General features: G+C 64.2%; 14 protein-coding genes. 10 read left to right on the top strand and 4 right to left on the bottom strand.

Annotated elements, in window-relative coordinates; all coding sequences use genetic code 11:
• Nucleotides 1-23: 23 nt before the first annotated feature.
• Nucleotides 24-1,994, top strand: coding sequence for a phosphoenolpyruvate--protein phosphotransferase (gene ptsP / locus LB547_RS17440; protein ID WP_140764393.1), 1,971 nt, complete (start codon nucleotides 24-26; stop codon nucleotides 1,992-1,994).
• 19 nt (nucleotides 1,995-2,013) lie between these two features.
• On the opposite strand, the gene LB547_RS17435 is transcribed toward ptsP, so the two are convergent.
• Entirely contained in the window at nucleotides 2,014-2,814 is an 801-nt protein-coding gene (locus LB547_RS17435) for a hypothetical protein (protein WP_140501600.1), read from the bottom strand.
• A 156-nt stretch (nucleotides 2,815-2,970) separates the two neighbouring features.
• Between LB547_RS17435 and LB547_RS17430 the strand changes: the two genes are divergently transcribed.
• Nucleotides 2,971-3,981 (top strand): sugar-binding transcriptional regulator, encoded by a 1,011-nt coding sequence (locus LB547_RS17430; protein ID WP_140501598.1) that lies wholly within the window; start codon nucleotides 2,971-2,973, stop codon nucleotides 3,979-3,981.
• Here the strand turns inward: LB547_RS17430 and LB547_RS17425 are convergent.
• From LB547_RS17425 to LB547_RS17415, 3 genes are read right to left on the bottom strand one after another with little or no spacing between them, the layout of a single operon-like run.
• The gene (locus LB547_RS17425) at nucleotides 3,968-4,819 is read right to left on the bottom strand and encodes a TIGR01459 family HAD-type hydrolase (RefSeq protein ID WP_140764396.1); all 852 of its coding nucleotides are present in this window, start codon (nucleotides 4,817-4,819) and stop codon (nucleotides 3,968-3,970) included. The two genes, LB547_RS17430 and LB547_RS17425, sit on opposite strands and share 14 nt — an antisense overlap.
• Nucleotides 4,816-6,117, bottom strand: a complete 1,302-nt coding sequence (locus LB547_RS17420) for an FGGY-family carbohydrate kinase (RefSeq protein ID WP_140764399.1) — start codon at nucleotides 6,115-6,117, stop codon at nucleotides 4,816-4,818. Before LB547_RS17420 ends, LB547_RS17425 begins: the two co-directional genes overlap by 4 nt.
• Before the next feature lies 1 nt (nucleotide 6,118).
• The gene (locus tag LB547_RS17415) at nucleotides 6,119-7,162 is read right to left on the bottom strand and encodes a class II aldolase/adducin family protein (protein WP_140764402.1); all 1,044 of its coding nucleotides are present in this window, start codon (nucleotides 7,160-7,162) and stop codon (nucleotides 6,119-6,121) included.
• Nucleotides 7,163-7,349: 187 nt separating this feature from the next.
• Here LB547_RS17415 and LB547_RS17410 point away from each other — a divergent pair, with 187 nt between their 5' ends.
• The 8 genes from LB547_RS17410 (at nucleotide 7,350) to LB547_RS17375 (ending at nucleotide 17,225) form a co-directional block, all read left to right on the top strand.
• A complete protein-coding gene (locus tag LB547_RS17410; protein WP_140517930.1) occupies nucleotides 7,350-8,132 on the top strand; it encodes a DeoR/GlpR family DNA-binding transcription regulator in 783 nt (260 codons plus the stop codon).
• Nucleotides 8,129-9,496, top strand: a complete 1,368-nt coding sequence (locus tag LB547_RS17405) for an FGGY-family carbohydrate kinase (RefSeq protein WP_140764405.1) — start codon at nucleotides 8,129-8,131, stop codon at nucleotides 9,494-9,496. Before LB547_RS17410 ends, LB547_RS17405 begins: the two co-directional genes overlap by 4 nt.
• Nucleotides 9,493-11,064 (top strand): sugar ABC transporter ATP-binding protein, encoded by a 1,572-nt coding sequence (locus LB547_RS17400; protein ID WP_140764408.1) that lies wholly within the window; start codon nucleotides 9,493-9,495, stop codon nucleotides 11,062-11,064. Before LB547_RS17405 ends, LB547_RS17400 begins: the two co-directional genes overlap by 4 nt.
• Nucleotides 11,061-12,059, top strand: coding sequence for an ABC transporter permease subunit (locus tag LB547_RS17395; RefSeq protein ID WP_140501584.1), 999 nt, complete (start codon nucleotides 11,061-11,063; stop codon nucleotides 12,057-12,059). Before LB547_RS17400 ends, LB547_RS17395 begins: the two co-directional genes overlap by 4 nt.
• Before the next feature lie 80 nt (nucleotides 12,060-12,139).
• The gene (locus LB547_RS17390; protein WP_140517934.1) at nucleotides 12,140-13,078 is read left to right on the top strand and encodes an ABC transporter substrate-binding protein; all 939 of its coding nucleotides are present in this window, start codon (nucleotides 12,140-12,142) and stop codon (nucleotides 13,076-13,078) included.
• 72 nt (nucleotides 13,079-13,150) lie between these two features.
• Nucleotides 13,151-14,044, top strand: coding sequence for a sugar phosphate isomerase/epimerase family protein (locus LB547_RS17385; protein WP_140501580.1), 894 nt, complete (start codon nucleotides 13,151-13,153; stop codon nucleotides 14,042-14,044).
• Between the two features lie 312 nt (nucleotides 14,045-14,356).
• Nucleotides 14,357-14,710, top strand: a complete 354-nt coding sequence (locus tag LB547_RS17380; protein WP_140501578.1) for a cupin domain-containing protein — start codon at nucleotides 14,357-14,359, stop codon at nucleotides 14,708-14,710.
• Nucleotides 14,711-15,647: 937 nt separating this feature from the next.
• Nucleotides 15,648-17,225 carry an alpha/beta hydrolase gene (locus tag LB547_RS17375; RefSeq protein WP_181178058.1) on the top strand — a complete coding sequence of 526 codons (1,578 nt, stop codon included), beginning with the start codon at nucleotides 15,648-15,650 and terminating at the stop codon, nucleotides 17,223-17,225.
• Nucleotides 17,226-17,527: the final 302 nt, after the last annotated feature.

Below are 17,527 nucleotides of genomic sequence, written 5' to 3'. Positions count from 1 at the left end.
GGCGCCACAACAGAGTATTTGCCATGGAACGCTCGACCATCGTCAGAGTGCATGAAGGTTTGCACGCCCGTCCCGCCACGCGCTTCGTCAAGCTTGCCAAGGGTTTCGAATCCGATGTCGAGCTGGTCAAGGACGGCAAGGCGGTCAGCGCCAAGAGCTCGGTCAAGCTGATGCTGCTGGCGGTGAAGGAAAACCAGGAAGTCACCGTGCGGGCGAATGGCGCGGACGCCATCGAAGCGATCGAGGCGCTGATCGGCTATCTCGAGAACCCGAAGGCAGGTCTCGACGATGACGATCCGCAATCGGCCGCCAACACGGGCGAGGAAACTGTGCCGGCGTCCGAACCCGTACCGGCTGTTTCAGGCGCGGCCGGTTTGCGCGGCGTCGCGGCGAGCGAGGGCGTCGCCATCGGGCCTGCCTTCGCGCATTTTCCACCTGACATCGCTGGACAGGGCCGCATGCTGCGGGCGGAGGAGATCGCCGGCGAGATCGACAGGTTCCGCGCCGCCGTCGCCGCCGTTCAGGCGCCCATGGACAAGGCGCTGGCGCAGGACACCCTGTCCGCCGGAGATCGCGGCATCATCGCGGCGCTGCGGGACATCGCCGCCGACGACAGCCTGACCGGCGAGGCCGAGGAGGCGATCAAAAGCGGAAACGATGCGGTTTCGGCCGTCATCACCGCCGCCTCCACCATTGCCGCCGATTTCAGCGCGGTCGACGATCACTATCTCAACGCGCGCGCCGACGACGTGCATGCGGTCGGACGACAGATCTGTCTGGCGTTGCTCGGCCAGGATGACGCCAGCCTCGAAAATATCCCCGAAGGCGCCATCCTGATCGCCGACGATATCGGCGCCTGGGACCTGGCGCGGGCGCCGCTGAAGCGCATCGGCGGGGTGGTATGCGGCCATGGCGGGGCCACCTCGCATATTGCCATCATCGCCCGTTCGCACGGCATTCCGGCAGTGCTGGGCCTTGGCGACCAGATCAATGCCCTGCGCAGCGCGCGCGAAGTGGCCGTGGACGGCAATGGCGGGCAGGTGATCGTCGACCCCGATGCGGCGACCCGCGCGGACTTCGCCGCCCGCGTCCAGGCGGCGGCCAAGGAGCGCGCCGGACTGGCCGTGTTCAAGACCGTGACGCCCAAACTCGCGGACGGCAGGATCATCGAGGTCGCCGCCAATATCGGCTCGCTGGAGGAAATCGCGGCAGCGCAGGAAGCCGGCGCCATGGGCGTCGGCCTGTTCCGCACCGAGCTTCTGTTCATGCGCCATATGCATCTGCCCTCCGAGGACATGCAGGCCGAGACCTATGCGGCGCTGGCCAAGGCATTCGCGCCCTATCCCGTCATCGTGCGCACGCTCGACATAGGCGGTGACAAGCCGATCGCCGGCATCGAATTTCCCGACGAGGAAAATCCCTTCCTCGGCTGGCGCGGCATTCGCATGTGCCTCGACCGGCCGGATATCTTCAAGCGCCAACTCAGGGCGCTGCTCAGGGCAGCCGTGCACGGCAACATCAAGGTGATGCTCCCGATGGTCTCCGACATATCGGAGGTACGGCAGACGCGGGTTCTGGTTGCCGAGTGCGCGGCGGAACTGAAGGCGCAAGGCGTGCCGCATGCGGCGTTCGATCTTGGTGTGATGATCGAAACGCCGGCCGCCGTTCTGATCGCGCCGGCGCTGGCGAAAGAGGTGTCGTTCTTCTCGATCGGCACCAACGACCTGACCCAGTACATCATGGCCGCCGACCGGCTCAACCCGACCGTGGCCAAGCTCAATGATGTCGCCAACCCGGCCGTCATGTCGGCGATCGAGTTGACGGCAAGAGCCGGCGTGGCCGCCGGCATCATGGTGGGCATGTGCGGCGAGGCGGCCGGACGCCCCGACCTCATCCCGGCCTTTCTCAAGATGGGGCTGACCGAGCTCTCGATGAGCCCGGCCTCGATCCAGCGCGCCAAGAAGACCATCGCGGACATGGCGCTCGGGCGATAGTCTCGGCCAGAACCGGCAGCTACGGCAAATGGGCAAGCAAGGTGGCGAAGACAGGTGTCAATTCATCGACCGGGCTCGCCTTGGCACAGGCCTTGACGATGCGGTCGTGACGGATGCCGGCCGCCAGAACAGCGGTCTCCAGCATGTCGGGCTCCGGCGCACCGTCGCTGGCCGTTGTGGCCAGGCCGCAGGCCAGGACGACAGGGGCCAGGCAAGCTATGTCCAGCGCCCGGTCGCCGATTGCATCCGGTTCGGCTTCGGCAAAGCGGACAGGCCGGTGGTTGAGGCACTCGACCAGCAGCCCCGCACAGGCAGCGGCGACGGCCGGCAGCGCGGCGGGGCCGGGTCTGGCGGGTATCGCGGCCAGCAGACCGGCGTGGCGTTTTCGCATGGCGGCGTGGACGGCGGCGAAATCCGCCTCGTGGATCCGGGCATTGTCGATCTTCAGGGCGGCGAGCACGGTCCTGGTCAGATAGTACATGTCGCGCCGGAAGACGCGCTCGGCGCTCGACCGGCGTTCCTCGTTGCCGGCCGGGAAATAGATGCCAAGGCCTTTCACGGTCGTTCCGTCGATCTTCGTCGGGCGGTCATGCGGGACAAAGGATTCGGCGATCGACAAGGCTTCGTCGACGGCACTGGCGGCATGGCCGAGCAGGCCTTCGATGCCTTTGCCCGGGAACGGCGGCAAATGGCTGGTTGCTTCCCGCACGAGATTGGCCTCGCTGTCGCTGTCGTGGCGGCTCTGGCGAATGATGTCGCGGACGTCGCGCAGCCGGTCCTTCAAATTGACGCGGACATCCCTGGAGATTTGTCGGAGCATCGCGAATCGCCTCGAAAACGTCTACCGGCCTCGGCCGCCGAGAGCCGGCCGCTGACCCTACATTGTTCCTATCGATTGGTAGATCAATAGGCGATATTAAACCAGCGTGGAGAATCGGCGAGGGACTCCTACATCGCCGAGCGGGGAGACAGACAGTTGGGCAGGCGACGGCAGGGCGATAGCGAAAACGGCGGGGCCGAGGCGCCCGAACAGGTCGTCAACGAGAGCCGTACGGACCGCCTCCGGATCCGCGCCGCCTGGATGTATTTCGTCGAGCAGATGACGCAGAACGAGATCGCCGACGTGCTCGGCGTCGGCCGCGTCACCATCGTGCGCATGCTGGCGGAGGCGAGATCCCGCAACGAGGTGAAAATCACCATCGAAAGCGAGTTGTCAGAGATCGTGCGGCTGGAGCGCGCGCTGGAGCGCACGTTCGGCCTGAAGCAGGCGCTGGTGGCGCCGCTGACCGCGCCCAATGCCGATCCGATTCCCGCGATCAGCGCGAAGACCGGGATTTTCCTGTCCGACACGATGAAATCCGGCATGCGCGTCGGCGTCGGCTGGGGTCAGACGCTTTTCTCGAGCCTGCCCTTCATCAGCACCAAATCGCTCACCGACTTCAAGGTCATTTCGCTGCTGGGCGGTGTGGGCGTCGTGCGCCGCTACAACCCGGCCGAGTTCGCCTGGCGCTTCGCCCAAATCTTCCAGGGCGACGGCTATCTGATCCCGACGCCGGCCGTCGTCGACAGCGTCGAGACAAAGATCGCGCTGGTCGAGCGTTGCGGCCTGCAGGAAGTTTTTGAGATGGCCAACGTGCTCGATGCCGTTCTGCTGAGCGTCGGCGGCATCGCTTCGGCCACCACCTTCTCTCGCGGCGGCTTTCTTAAGGAGGCGGACCGCGAGGCCTTGGTTGCGCGTGGCGCCGTTGGCGACCTTCTGTTCCATTTCTTCGACCGCAATGGCGATTTGGTCGACCATCCCGTCAACAGCCATGTGATGTCAGTGGAGGTCGATCGGCTGCGCAAGGCGCCGATCCGCATTCTCACGTCCGGCGGCGAAGAGAAGACAGCGGCGCTGCTCGGCGCCATGAACTTGATCGCCCCGACGATCCTGATCACCGACGAGGAGAGCGCAAGGCGCATGCTCGAGGCGGTCAACGGAAGCTGAAGGACCCCGTGACGTAGTCCGGCCAGGCCTGCTCCTCGTCGAAAACAGCGACAAGATCCGAAGTGTCCGCCAATATCCCGCTCAGGACCAGCGCCGTGGCGATGCCGGAGCCGTTTCCGCCCGCTATGTCATGCTCGACACTGTCGCCGACGCAGACCACGCTGGCACGGTCGGGCTCGCCGGCCAGCGCCAGTGCGGCATCGAAGATCGCCGGACCGGGCTTGCCGATGCGGGTGACGCTGCCGCCCAGGCTCTCGTAGAGATCGGCGATCTCGCCGGCGCCGAAGCGAGGCCCGACCGCCGTCAGCATGATCTTGTCGGGATTGGTGCAGAAGCATGGCACCTTTCGCGCCGCCGCCGGCGCCAGCAGGCGGCGATAATGGTCCAGGTCGTAGCGGTCGCCCTCGCTGGCCGCGATCAGTACCAGGTTGGCGGTATCGCCGGCTCCGGTCAACACAAAAGGCAGGCCCTCGATCGCTGTGCGGTCATTATCGCGGCTGATCAACAGGCAGTTCGTGCCGGGCCGCAACGCTCCGGTCCCCCCCATTTCGTGGAAGGATCGCCACGCCACCTCGCCGGAGGAAACGAAATGATCCCAGCTTCCGGCCTCGAAGCCGAGCCTCAGCAAACGGTCCTCGTTGGGCTTGGCGCGCCTGCCGGAGTTGGAGACCAGCACCACGGTCTTTCCGGCGCGCTTCAGTGCCGCCAAGGCCGCCACCGCGCCGGGATAGGGGGCCGAGCCGTCATGCAGCACGCCGAACTGGTCGACCAGGAAGACCTGGTAGCGCTCCGCCAGCGGTCCGATGCCGTCGAGGCGTTCAGCCAGTTTCCGGTTCATAGCAGCCCCGCCTCGTTCGCACCCTTCAACGCCAGCCGCGCCGTTCCGGCAGCGGCCTCGTCCGACAAAGCCGGCAAGAATGCAACGCCGAGCTTACGCTGCCGGATCGCGCTCCACGCCGGATTTGCCGCGCCGCCGCCGACGCTGCGCACCGAAGTCAGCGCCGGCGCGCCGAGCTCGCCAAGCCGGCGATAGCCGAGCGCTTCGATCGCGGCCATGCCTTCGAACATCGCCTTGAGATAGTCGGCATCATCCACCGGGCGCGGGACGAGGCGCGGGGGGAGCGCCGGATCGGCGATCGGGAACCGTTCGCCCGATGTGGCGAGCGGATAATAGTCGAGGCCGGTCTCGGTCGCCGGGTCGATCATGGCACTGAGCTCGATGATGCGCGCGAGGGGAAAATGCTGCGCCAGCACCTTGCCGCCGGAATTCGAGGCCCCGCCGGCCAGCCAGGCATTGCCCAGCCGATGGCTGTAGATGCCGTATCGCGGCGCCGAGATCGGCCGGTCGGACAGGATCTTGATGGTAAGCGAGGAGCCAAGCGCCGTGACTCCGTCGCCGACCCCCGCCGCACCCGTCGCCAGGAAAGAGGCGCAGCCATCGGTCGTGCCGGCAACGACGATCACGTCGCGGCCCAAGCCAAACAGATCCGCCATCGCCGTGGTGAGCGTGCCGGTGACGTCGCCCGGCTCGACGACGTCAGGCAGCAAATCCATGCGCATTCCGGTCGCCGCGATCCAGTCCGGCCAGCGGCGGGCCTCGACATCGTAGCCGGTTTTCAAGGCGTTGTTCTCGTCGCTGACGTCGAAGCGGCCCGAGAACTGTCCGGCGATCCAGTCCGCCTGATGCAGCACCGCCGCCACGCCCGGCAGATGCTGGAAGTGAAGCGCCTTGGCGAGGCCTGAGGTCGCGCCGTGCGCGGCGCTGCCCGCCGGCGCCTCGCGCGCGATCGCGGCCAGTATATCGTCGCCGGCGACCTTGTCGTTGTACATCAGCGGTTCGGCGAGCGGCCGTCCGGCACCGTCGACCGGCAGCAACGTGCCCGAGGTGCCATCCACGGCGATGGCGCGGACCGTGGTTCGGTCGATGCCCGCAATCAACTCCGCCAGCGCTGCCCGGACCGCTTGCCACCAGGCCGCCGGACTGCGTGGATCCTGGCCAAATGCGTCGAGGCGGACGGCGGCTTGGCCGGCAATTGAAAAGTTCGGACGCATGGCTACGGCGCGGGCGCCCGAGGTGCCGATATCGACGCCGATGACGAGACGATCCGAGAGAGGCGAGCCGGCGACGGGCGACATGTCAGCCACCGGAGGCGTTCAGTTTCTGGCGGTACTGCTCGGCGTCCCAGTTGACGAGTTCGTCGTTCTCCGCCTCGGTAAGATAATTCAACGTCGCCGTAACATCGACCCGCGCCGTCACGTCGGCAAGGCAACGCTGCATGGCGTCGGCGCCGGCGCTGGCATTGGCGCGCATCAGGACGCCGAGCCCCGGGAACAGGATCGACACGGGCTGGGCGCCGCGGCGCCTGACGACAGCGGCGACGTCCTCGCCGGGCGCAGCCACCACCGAACCCTTGCCGAGGAAGATGACATGGTCGGGATAAAGGCTGCCGCCCGATGCCATGCGGCGGCTGTCGGAATCGATGGCGACCGCGTGCGCCTCGATATCGGCGGGCAAGCGGTAGCCGGAATTTGCGGCAAGCGCGGTCAGTGCCGCGATGTCGGGCGCGGCCGCGTCGCGCGGCGCCCTTGCCAGAAGCCCGGTCACGCGGCGCAACAGCGCCTCGGCCCCGGTGACGGTCTCGGCCGCGACGACGAGGCCGTGATTGCCCAGAATCAGGACGTCGACGCCCGGCCGCAGCCTTTCGGAGATGCCCTGGGCCAGCGGCAGGCCCGGCCGGCGGTAGGGAACATAGGCCCATTGGATGCCTGCGAGCCGGCGCGCGGCCAGGACCTCGCAATCGGCCTGCACCGCTAGCGAAATGGTGTCGACGCAGTGGACATGCAGGACCACGCGCTGCGGCATCAAGGCATGCACCGTGGTCTCGATCGAGGGACGCAGCCCGCGCGGGTTGAGCGCGCCGATGGCGAAGGCCTGAGGCTGGTCGGCGGCGGGGTCGCGTCGTTCAACCGCCTCGAGCAATGGCGCCATCGCCACCGGCACCATGATGTCATCGGCGAGCGCGTCTTTCAGCCAGGTCCCGGAAGCCTTGATCCACAGCGTGTCTGCGGCTTTCAGCGAGGTGTTGCCGCCGGCGGCCTGGGTCAGATGCGGATCCTGTCCGATGGCGGCCGAAAGCGCCCGCAGCGCCGCCAATTCCTGCGCATCCGCCTGGGTCGCCATCACGCATCTCCTCCAACAATCCGCCAACCGTCGAATGCGGTGGTCGGGCATTCGACGGGTTGATATCGCAGATAAGAGTGAGTTCCGTCAACCGTGATCGAATACCGTCAGTTGCGGCTTGCAATCGAGCTAATGTTGAGTAAGTTACACCAACTGCCGTCGCAGAACGGCGTTTTGGAGGAAACAGTTGAGCGACTCCGGCCGCCAGCGTCAGATCGTCGAACTCTTGCGTGATCGCCCCTTCGCCTCGGTGCGGGAGCTGCAGGAGCGGCTCGGCGTTTCGGCCGCGACGGTGCGGCGCGACATCGACCGGATCGACGAGGCGGGCGAGGCGCGCAAGGTCTATGGCGGTGTTTCGGCGCTCGACGGCACGTCGCAGGCCGGCGTCGCCTATGCCCGGCCCTATGACGAGAATCGCGACCTCGCGGTCGAGGCCAAGCGGCAGATCGCCAACCTAGCCGCGACCATGGTGCGCGACGGCGACGCGGTTATCGTGCATGGCGGCTCGACCTGTTTCCATCTCGGGGTCAAGCTCGCCGAGCGCAGCATCCGGCTCTACACCAACTCGATGCCGCTGGCGGCGTATCTGAGCGATCATGGCCATTGCAGCCTGACCGTTGCCGGCGGCGACCTGCATCGCGAGCCGGGCATCATTCACTCGCTCACCCATCCGGCACCTTTCTACGCTTCGAAGTTCTTTCTCGGCGCGCAAGGCATCGGCCAGGAAGGCTTGCTGGAATCGCACCCGCTGCTGGTGCGCTCGATCGTCGAGCTTAGCCAGTGCGCCGACCAGATCGTCGTGCTGGCCGACAGCCGCAAGCTTTCGATCCAGGCCCGTAACGTTGCGCTGCCCCTGTCGCGCATCGGCACGCTGGTCACCGACGACGGTCTTTCCGATGCCGACGCGCGCATGCTGGAGGATGCCGGCGTCATGGTGCGGATTGCTTCGACCATGGGAGCCATCGCATGAAGGTCGCGGTGCTCGACTTCGGCAAGACCAATTCGAAGCTGTTCGTCTTCGGCCAGGACGGACGCATTCTCGACGAGCGCCGGACCCAGCCGAAATGGGCGCGCCAAGGCGGCTTCAGCGTGCTCGATGAGGCCGACCTCCACGATTGGGCGCTGGGCGCCGTCACCGCTGCGATCGAAAACCATGGCGTGGAAGGGGTGATGGTGTCGGGCCATGGCTGCACCTTCGCCCTCGTCGACGACGCGGCGCTGACGCATCCGATCCTCGATTATGAGCAGGAGCCGCCGGCCGAGATCGCCGCGCGGATCGATCGCCGCATTCCGGACTACGCCGAGACGTTCTCGCCGCGGCTGCCGCTCGGTTTCAACTACGGCCGCCACATGCTGTGGCTGCAGGAGGCCGCACCCGACGCTTTCGCGACGGCGAAATGGATCCTCGGTTATCCGCAATATTGGAGCTGGCGCCTTGGCGGCAGGCCGGTTTGCGAAGTGTCCTATCTCGGCTGCCATTCGCATCTGTGGGCGCCGCGTCGTCACGATTTTTCCTCACTGGTCGACGCCGAGGGGTGGCGCCACCAGATGCCGGCCTTCGCGCGTGCCGGTACTGTCATCGGCGAACAGGACTTCGGCAGCGCGTCGCGGCCGCTCGCCATCCACAACGGCGTCCACGACTCGAATGCCGCGCTCCATGCCTATCGGCGGCAGGGGCTGGGCTCGGTGACAGTGGTTTCGACCGGCACCTGGGTCATCGTGCTCAATCCCGACTGTCCGCTCGAGGCGCTCGACCGCGATCGCGACATGCTGGTCAATGTCGATGTCGAGGGCGGCCCGGTGCCGACCATCCGCTTCATGGGCGGACGCGAATTCGCCGCCATCAGCGACGGCTGGCAAGGCCCGGTCGAAGGCGCGGCGGTGCAGCGGGCGATCGATGCCGGCATGATGGCATTGCCGAGCTTCGCGCCGGGTGGGCCGATGCCCGGCCGTTCGGGCCGGCTGGTCGGACGCACGCCTGATGCCGGCGAGCGTGCGGCCGTGGCACTGCTCTATGTCGCGCTGATGCTCGACCTCTGCCTCGGCCTCATCCATTCCAGCAACACCGTGATCGTCGACGGCGGGCTCAACACTGGCGGCCTGCTCGCCAGCCTGCTGGCGCAGCTGCGGCCGGAGCAGGCCTTCATGCAGGGCGCTTCGCTGCAAGGCAGCGCCACGGGCGCTGCGGCCCTGGCTTTCGAGAGCGTCGGGCGTGAATTCGCCGCCGAGCCGCCGGAGCCGGTGAAAGCAGCGCGCTTCACCAGCCTCGCCGGCTACCGCGACGGCTGGCGCGATCTGGTCGCCGGGACCGCCGGCAAGGTCGCAGCCCGATGAGCGCGCAGGCCAAAACGGAGACAGCCGGCATGGGGGCGGAACGCCACCCGGTGCTGGAAATGCGCCATATTTCGAAGACGTTCGGCGCGATCCGCGCCCTGCAGGATGTTTCGCTTACCGTCCAGGCCGGCGAGCTGCACGCGCTGATGGGCGAGAACGGCGCCGGCAAGTCGACGCTGATGAAGGTGCTGTCGGGCGCCTATCGTCCCGATCCCGGCGGCGAGATCCTGATCGATGGCATGCCGGCGGCAACCGGCGATCCGATCAAGGCGCGCGCCAGCGGCGTCGCGGTGATCTACCAGGAACTGTCGCTGGCGCCCAATCTGACCGTGGCGCAGAACATTTTCCTCGGCAACGAACCGCGCCGTTTCGGCATCGTCGACCGCGACCAGTGCAACCGGCGCGCGACCGAGATCATTGGCCGGCTCGGCGTTTCCTTTTCGGCGCGTGCCCTGGTTTCCGGCCTGTCACTGGGCGAGCGCCAGCTGGTCGAGATCGCGCGTGCGCTGTCGACCAATGCGCGCATCATCGTCATGGACGAGCCGACGACGTCGCTGACCTCGCGCGAGACCGAGCGGCTGTTCGAGGTGATCGCGACGCTGAAGGCGCAAGGCATCGCCATCATCTACATCAGCCATCGCATGGAAGAGGTCTACCAGCTCGCCGACCGCGTCAGCGTGCTGCGCGACAGCGGCTATGTCGGCACGCTGGAGCGCGCCGACCTCAGCGCCTCGCGCCTCGTTTCGATGATGGTCGGCCGCGATCTCTCGGCGTTCTACAAGAAGGATCACCGCGCGCCGGGCGAAAAGCGTGCCGTGGCGCTGTCGGTGCGCGGCATGTCCGACGGCAGGCTGCTGAAGGACTGCTCCTTCGACCTCTATCACGGCGAGGTGCTGGCGCTGGCGGGCCTGGTCGGCTCGGGTCGCACCGAACTTGCCAGGCTCATCTTCGGCGCCGACCGGCGCAGCGCCGGCACGCTGGAGCTCGACGGCAAGCCGATCGCCATCGGCTCGCCGCGCGAGGCGCTCGATGCCGGCATCGCCTATCTCACCGAGGACCGCAAGGAACTCGGCCTGTTCCTCGACATGTCTATTTCCGACAACATCAACATGGGCGTGCTGGCCAGGGATGCGCGCGCCGGCGGCTTGCGGGACTTCGCCGCCGCCGACAGGCGCGCTGCGAAAGCCGTCGCCGATCTCTCGATCCGCACCCGCTCGGCGCAGGCCAATGCCGGTTCGCTGTCGGGCGGCAACCAGCAGAAGGTGCTGCTGGCCCGCCTGCTGGAGACCGAACCCAAAGTGGTCATCCTCGATGAGCCGACGCGCGGCGTCGATGTCGGCGCCAAATCGGAAATCTACCGGCTGATCGACAATCTCGCCAACAGGGGCATCGCCATACTGATGATCTCCAGCGAACTGCCGGAAGTAGTCGGCGTCGCCGACCGGGTTCTGGTGATGCGCGACGGCGCCATAGCAGGCGAGGTGACGGCATCCCGGGGCGAGCCGCTTCGCCAGGAAGCAATCATGGAACTTGCGACGGGAGCGGCCCAAGAAGGACCGAAGGAATGACCGACAGAACCACCACGACGACGACAGTGGACCAGGCGGCAGTCAGGAGCCGGCGGTTGCGCACGGCTCTCGCCGCGCTCGGCATGCTGCCGGTGCTGGTGTTGCTGGCGGCCGGCTTCCAGTTCATCAATCCGCGTTTTCTCACCGGCACCAACCTGTTGATCGTCACGCAGCAATCGTCGATCAACATCGTGCTCGCCGCCGGCATGACCTTCGTCATCCTCACCGGCGGCATCGACCTGTCGGTCGGCTCGATCCTTGCCGCTTCCGCAATGGTGGCGGTGCTGGTGTCGCTGGTGCCGGACTGGGGCCTGCTCGGCGTGCCGGCGGCCATTCTGGTCGGTCTCGGCTTCGGGGTCATCAACGGGCTGCTCATCGCCTATATCAGGCTGCCGCCCTTCATCGTCACGCTGGGCTCGCTGACCGCCGTGCGCGGCGTCGCCCGCCTGCTCGGTGAAGACACGACGGTGTTCAACTCCGACCTGCCGTTCGACTTCATCGGCAATGGATCGCTGTTCGGCGTTCCCTGGCTGGTCATCATCGCGCTGACGGTGGTGGTGGTGTCGTGGCTGGTGCTGAAACGCACCGTGCTCGGCACCTGGATCTATGCCGTGGGCGGCAATGCCGAGGCGGCGCGGCTGACCGGCATCAAGGTGCCGCTGGTGCTGCTCTTCGTCTATGGCGTGTCCGGCCTGCTGGCAGGTCTCGGCGGCGCCATGTCGGCGGCCAGGCTCTATGCCGCCAACGGCCTGCAGCTCGGCCAGTCCTACGAACTCGACGCCATCGCCGCGGTCATCCTGGGCGGCACAAGCTTCGTCGGCGGCGTCGGCTCGATCTGGGGCACGCTGATCGGCGGGCTGATCATCGCCGTGCTGTCCAACGGGCTCATCCTGGCCGGCGTCTCGGACATCTGGCAGTACATCATCAAGGGATTGGTCATCATCGTGGCGGTCGCCCTCGACCGCTACAGGCTCCAGGCAGGGGCAAGAACGTGAGTGACCTTGTCGCCGGCATCAAAGACCGGCTTGTGTAACGCACCGTGAGAGGCGCGGGGCATCAGGAGGAAGTAAGCGTAATGAAGACAATCGCCAAACTGCTCTGCGGCGCCGCGTTCGCGGCCGTCGCCATTGCGCCGGCATCGGCCAAGGACCTGAACAAGGTCGGCATCTCGGTCGGCCTGCTCGGCAACCCCTTCTTCGTCGCCACCATCAAGGGCATCGAGGACGCGGCCAAGAAGATCAATCCGAACGTCGAGGTGACGTCGGTGTCGGCCGACTATGACTTGAACAAGCAGGTCTCGCAGGTCGATTCCTTCATCGCCGCCGGCGTCGACGTCATCATGCTCAACGCCGTCGATGCCAAGGCGATCGCGCCCGCGGTGAAGAAGGCGCAGGCGGCGGGCATCGTGGTCGCGGCCTTCGACGTCTCCGCGCCAGGCGCCGACGTCACCGTGATGACCAACAATGTCAAGGCCGGCGAGGAGGCCTGCCAATATCTGGTCGACCAAACTGGCGGCAAGGGCAACTACGTCATCCTCAACGGTCCGGCGTCCTCGTCGATCCTGGAGCGCGTGAAGGGCTGCAAGAACGTGCTTGCCCAGCATCCCGACATCAAGATCCTGTCCGACGACCAGAACGCCGAAGGCTCGCGCGACGGCGGCCTGAAGGTGTTCCAGTCGCTGCTGACCCGTTTCGACAAGATCGACGCGGTGTTCGCCATCAACGATCCGACGGCGATCGGCGCCGAGCTCGCCGCCAAGCAGCTCAACCGCTCGGAGTTCATCTTCACCGCCGTCGACGGCGCGCCGGACATCGAGAAGGAACTGGCATCCGGCAAGTCCATGATCAAGGCTTCTGCCTCGCAGGATCCCTACGTGATGGCCGGCCAGTCGCTGACGATGGCCGCCGACGTGCTTGCCGGCAAGAAGCCGGCGGAGCCGGTGGTGCTGCTCGATCCGAAGCTGATCACCGCCGAGAATCTGAAGGACTACAAGGGCTGGACCGCGGCCCGCTGATCAGTCCAAGGCGGACGCGGCCGGGCTGACCTGCCGCGTCCTCCTCATTTCGTCGCAAAACCGGAGACGATCATGTCGCGCATCGGAATCCACTCTTTCGTCTGGTCGGCGAGCTCGACGCAGGCCGAGCTCGAACGCACGCTGGCCAACACCAAGGAGGCCGGCTTCGACCTGATCGAATTCTCCTATCTCGACCCCGCCAATGTCGATATTGGCGGGCTCGCCAAGCGCATCGCCGATCTCGACCTCGGCGTGGCGATCAGCATCGGCCTGCCGGTCGACGGCGACATTTCGAGCGCCGACAAGGCGGTCGCCGCGCGCGGCGTCGGGATCCTCAACGACACCGTCGCCCTGACGCGCGACCTCGGCGGCCAGAAGGTCGCCGGTATCCTCTCGACCAGCCACGGATTGCAGACCGAGGCGCCGACGCGAGACCAGTGGAACCGCAGCGCCGGGACGCTGGCCAAGGTCGCCGAAACCGCGAAGGCGGCAGGCGTCACGCTCAACCTCGAGATCGTCAACCGCTTCGAGAGCAATCTGCTCAACACTGCGGCGCAAGGCTTGGCCTTCATCGAGGACACCGGCTCCGACAACATCTTTCTCCACCTCGACACCTTCCACATGAACATCGAGGAGGCCGATGTCGGGCTGGCCATCCGCCATGCCGCCGGCAAGATCGGCTATGTCCATATCGGCGAGAGCCATCGCGGCTTCCTCGGCACCGGCAATATCGACTTCGCCGCGATATTCGATGCGCTGACGGCGATCGGCTATGCCGACGATCTCAGCTTCGAATCCTTCTCCTCGGAGATCGTCGACGAGAACCTGTCGAAGAAGACCGCCATCTGGCGTAATCTGTGGACGGACAACATGGCGCTGGCCAAGCACGCGCGCGCCTTCATCGGGCTGGGAATGGAAACGGCAAGGCGCAAGGCGGAACTCGTCGCGGCGCGCCACAAGCCCTGAGGATTTCAGACTGAGGAGCAGCAGGAATTGCCAAATCGCCCACCCCAGGCGCGGACGCGCCTGGTTCCTGGTGCAAGGCCGCGAACTCAGCTTCATTGACTGTGAAGGCAGTTAATGCTACAAATTGCCTATGGTGCTGAGTCGCGCCAGGGACCCGCCGAGCAGGCGGGTTTTTTCGTTCAGAGCTCCGTCAAACAGTGCGAAGGCGCCGGTGAACCCGGATTGGTTGCCCTGGTCCCCCTGGCGGCATTGCCCACGCCACGCGTAACGGCTATCCGACGGTGCGACAGCGAAGCAAAACGGAGCCCCGGCATGACGAACAAGACGATCCTGAAATTCGGCACCGTCGAACACGCGGAAGCCGGCGACCTGCCTGGCTGGATCGCGGTCGAGGGCCGGCCGACCATGCAAACCGCAGTCCAGCACACGACCGCGGACGGCAAGGTGATCTCCGGAACCTGGCGCGCGTCGCCCGGTACGTATCACGCCACCTACACCGACTATGAGTTCGTGCACATGATCGCGGGCCGCATCATCATCACGCCCGACGGCGGCACGCCGGTCGAAGTCGGCCCCGGCGACGCCTTCGTGGTGGAAGCCGATTTCAAGGGAACCTGGAAGATCATCGAGCCGGTGACGAAGCATTTCGTGGTCAGGGTGGGCTGAGGCAGGCTGTCAGACAGACAAGCCAGCCGCTCGCTGGCCTTTGATACCTTTCGTCAATCCCGGCCATCCTCGCATGTCCACGCAACTGGCGGGGCCGTGACTGGCGCCCGGTTGGAGCGAACGGGACCAGAATGCCGGCAGGGCGAACGGTGTCCGCCTTGCTCATCGTGCCATCGCGTGAGACCCCACGGCGAGCAACCCCGCTGTTGGAGCACGCGGAACAACAGGATCCGTGGTCATTTCATTGTTTAGTGAGGAAGGCCTTGCAAGCCGGCGTGACTTCGCTGAGGTGCTGTTTAAGGCAGCCTTGCGCCTTAACTTCGTTGTCCATGTGGCACACCCGCTTGGCGTCCGCTCTACAGGGTGTCTTGTAGGCATCTTTCGCTAAAGCGGCGTCGGTGAGAAAAAGCGATATACAAGCCAAAAGCGCCAGTTGGAGTGACTTTCGATTCCGCATGGTTGTGTTCCCATCGTGAGTGCAGAAGCGCGGTCTTTATATGCGTTAATGCTAAAGAATGGGAATCCACCATAAGGAGGAGGGTGCGAGCACCCGCGCAAAATCGGATGAGCAATGTAGCGCAAAACACGGCTTACATAAGCGCAGTGCTGACCAACTGTCTCGCGCACGGCTCAATCAAAAGCGCTAATATAATCTCCGGTTTGTCGAGCTTGTTTCCAATTTTGTGTTGGAGTAACCCAATATCGCTTGGGAACACGAAATGGAGAGAGTCGTTAGGCTGCGTGCAGGGTAGGTTTTTTCCTGCCATTTTTCTGAAACACGGAATTGTTCCTTGGCAATGTCGGGGGGAAGACTCTCCGTCTTGAATAAAATAACGAAGCCGTGATTACGGGCGTTTTATTCCTGATTTGTCGATGACGCGAAGAATATTCGATCCGTAATCGAGCAGTTTTCATATACTTATAAATGAGGGGCGAGATGTCTACCGTGTTTAGACGCGCGTACATCAAACTAGGTTGGTGTTTTCTTCTCGTGGTCACGTCGGTTGCGTTCCTCATTTGCCTGGGGGGTGGGGAGCTCACTGCGGGTGAGTTCAAGAAAACCAGCTGTTGGTTCGAAATTCCCCGGGATCGGGCAATGACGTGTGGGACCGTGAATGTTCCAGAAAATCGAAAGAAGACGGGCGGTACCGAGGTCGTCCTGTCCGTGGTCGTATTCGAACCGGACCGCGAACGGCACGAACCGGTGGTGTTTCTCACAGGAGGACCGGGGCAGCCTACCGACATTGCCAATAGCGACGACATCGATGGATGGTGGGAATTCATCGGCGCCCAGAGTTGGATGATCGGACGCCGAGTAATCGTCGCTGATCAGCGGGGTATCGGAAAGTCCGCTCCCGCCTTGGACTGTTCTCAATATTTCAAGCCCGATCATTGGAACGCCATTCTCTCGAGCGTTGAGGTCGAAACCACCTTTAGCAAGCTCAAAAAAGATGAAGTTCTTGCATGCAGGACGGCGTTGATCGCAAAGGGCATTGATCTTGATGCCTACAACACTGAGGAGAATGCGGAGGATATTGATGACCTTCGGAAGGCTCTCGGGATAGAAAAGTGGGTTCTCTATGGCGTCTCGTATGGCACCAGGCTTGCACTCGAAGTGATGAACCAGCACCCCGAAGGGGTATCGGCGAGTATACTGGATTCAGTTGTTCCTCTGGACATCAATTACCTGAACGAAGATGGGCCGAATCTCGACCGATCGTTAAAATTGCTAGAGCGAGACTGTGAGGCAGCGAACAGATGCATGAATGGGATATCCAATGCTGTTCAGCTTATTGCAAGACAGCTGGATCGGCAGCCTTTGCTCTTGCGCAGCACAGATAAAGAGGCGCGCTACACATATGTCTCCGGGGCAGATTTCCTCGAGCTTATATTCGGCATTTTATACGATCGCGATGCGCTCCTGACCCTGCCGGAGCTGATCGAGAGGACATACAAACAGGATTTCAGACCGCTGGCGGAGATACTTTTCGATGCTGGCGACCTGGAGATCTCCCAAGGTATGGACTTCTCTGTAAGTTGTTCCGACAGCGATCTCCCCGATCTGAATGGCAAGCAGGACAAATACTGGTCGAAATGGGTTGAGCTGAACGACTACTCCTGGGCATGCCCTCTTTGGATGCTTGAGAACGGGCCAGCATCGCAGGTGCAGCCGCGCCGCACTGACATACCCACTCTTCTGTTGTCGGGAGAATATGATCCAGCAACGCCGACAGCATGGGCGGACCACGCGGCGAAGACCCTTCCTTTCGGCCAGGTGGTGGTCTTTCGGGGGATCGGACACGATGTCATTGATTCCGATCCGTGCGGGTCGAAAGTAGTTGCTGATTTCCTTGCAAACCCCAAGCTCAAGTTGAAGACTGAGTGTATCGGTGAGATGGGGGCCCCGCAATTTCCAAGCCCGCCAAAGGAACTGTGGTCGGGAGCGGAGACACTACACTCTATATCAGCAAATCGCTCAAGGAAGGACAGGTTGAGATTTCGATTTGGGCACTGAAATTCCTCTTAGCCAAAATTGTGAAATCCGATATTTTGCTGACGACGAAGTTAAGCTAAAGCGAAACTCGCAAATCAACTAAACACTACGGTAGCATCGCTTAAGGACGCCTCTCGTCTTGCGGGTGGAAGTCGCGTGCGTGTCGCATTTCGATTATCAAATTCCGAAGTTTCACAGAAATTGTAGGAGGATCGAACAGTGTTTACGTCTCGTCGTGTATTGCTTTCGGCCTTGGGTGCAAGCATCGCATACGCCGCCTTTGGTGGCATCGCGCGTGCGAAGGGCGGTGGCGGGGGAGGAGG

Source organism: Mesorhizobium sp. B264B1B, from assembly GCF_020165765.1.
Classification (GTDB): Bacteria; Pseudomonadota; Alphaproteobacteria; order Rhizobiales; family Rhizobiaceae; genus Mesorhizobium.
Note: the sequence above shows the minus strand (reverse complement) of the source record. Positions and strands in the feature narration are given on the sequence as shown.

Excerpts from the sequence above, each read along its gene's own strand:
- ptsP (WP_140764393.1), top strand. The coding sequence starts at position 24 with ATGGAACGCTCGACCATCGTCAGAGTGCATGAAGGTTTGCACGCCCGT.
- LB547_RS17435 (WP_140501600.1), bottom strand. The coding sequence starts at position 2,814 with ATGCTCCGACAAATCTCCAGGGATGTCCGCGTCAATTTGAAGGACCGG.
- LB547_RS17425 (WP_140764396.1), bottom strand. The coding sequence starts at position 4,819 with ATGAACCGGAAACTGGCTGAACGCCTCGACGGCATCGGACCGCTGGCG.
- LB547_RS17420 (WP_140764399.1), bottom strand. The coding sequence starts at position 6,117 with ATGTCGCCCGTCGCCGGCTCGCCTCTCTCGGATCGTCTCGTCATCGGC.
- LB547_RS17415 (WP_140764402.1), bottom strand. The coding sequence starts at position 7,162 with ATGGCGACCCAGGCGGATGCGCAGGAATTGGCGGCGCTGCGGGCGCTT.
- LB547_RS17405 (WP_140764405.1), top strand. The coding sequence starts at position 8,129 with ATGAAGGTCGCGGTGCTCGACTTCGGCAAGACCAATTCGAAGCTGTTC.
- LB547_RS17400 (WP_140764408.1), top strand. The coding sequence starts at position 9,493 with ATGAGCGCGCAGGCCAAAACGGAGACAGCCGGCATGGGGGCGGAACGC.
- LB547_RS17395 (WP_140501584.1), top strand. The coding sequence starts at position 11,061 with ATGACCGACAGAACCACCACGACGACGACAGTGGACCAGGCGGCAGTC.
- LB547_RS17390 (WP_140517934.1), top strand. The coding sequence starts at position 12,140 with ATGAAGACAATCGCCAAACTGCTCTGCGGCGCCGCGTTCGCGGCCGTC.
- LB547_RS17385 (WP_140501580.1), top strand. The coding sequence starts at position 13,151 with ATGTCGCGCATCGGAATCCACTCTTTCGTCTGGTCGGCGAGCTCGACG.
- LB547_RS17380 (WP_140501578.1), top strand. The coding sequence starts at position 14,357 with ATGACGAACAAGACGATCCTGAAATTCGGCACCGTCGAACACGCGGAA.
- LB547_RS17375 (WP_181178058.1), top strand. The coding sequence starts at position 15,648 with ATGTCTACCGTGTTTAGACGCGCGTACATCAAACTAGGTTGGTGTTTT.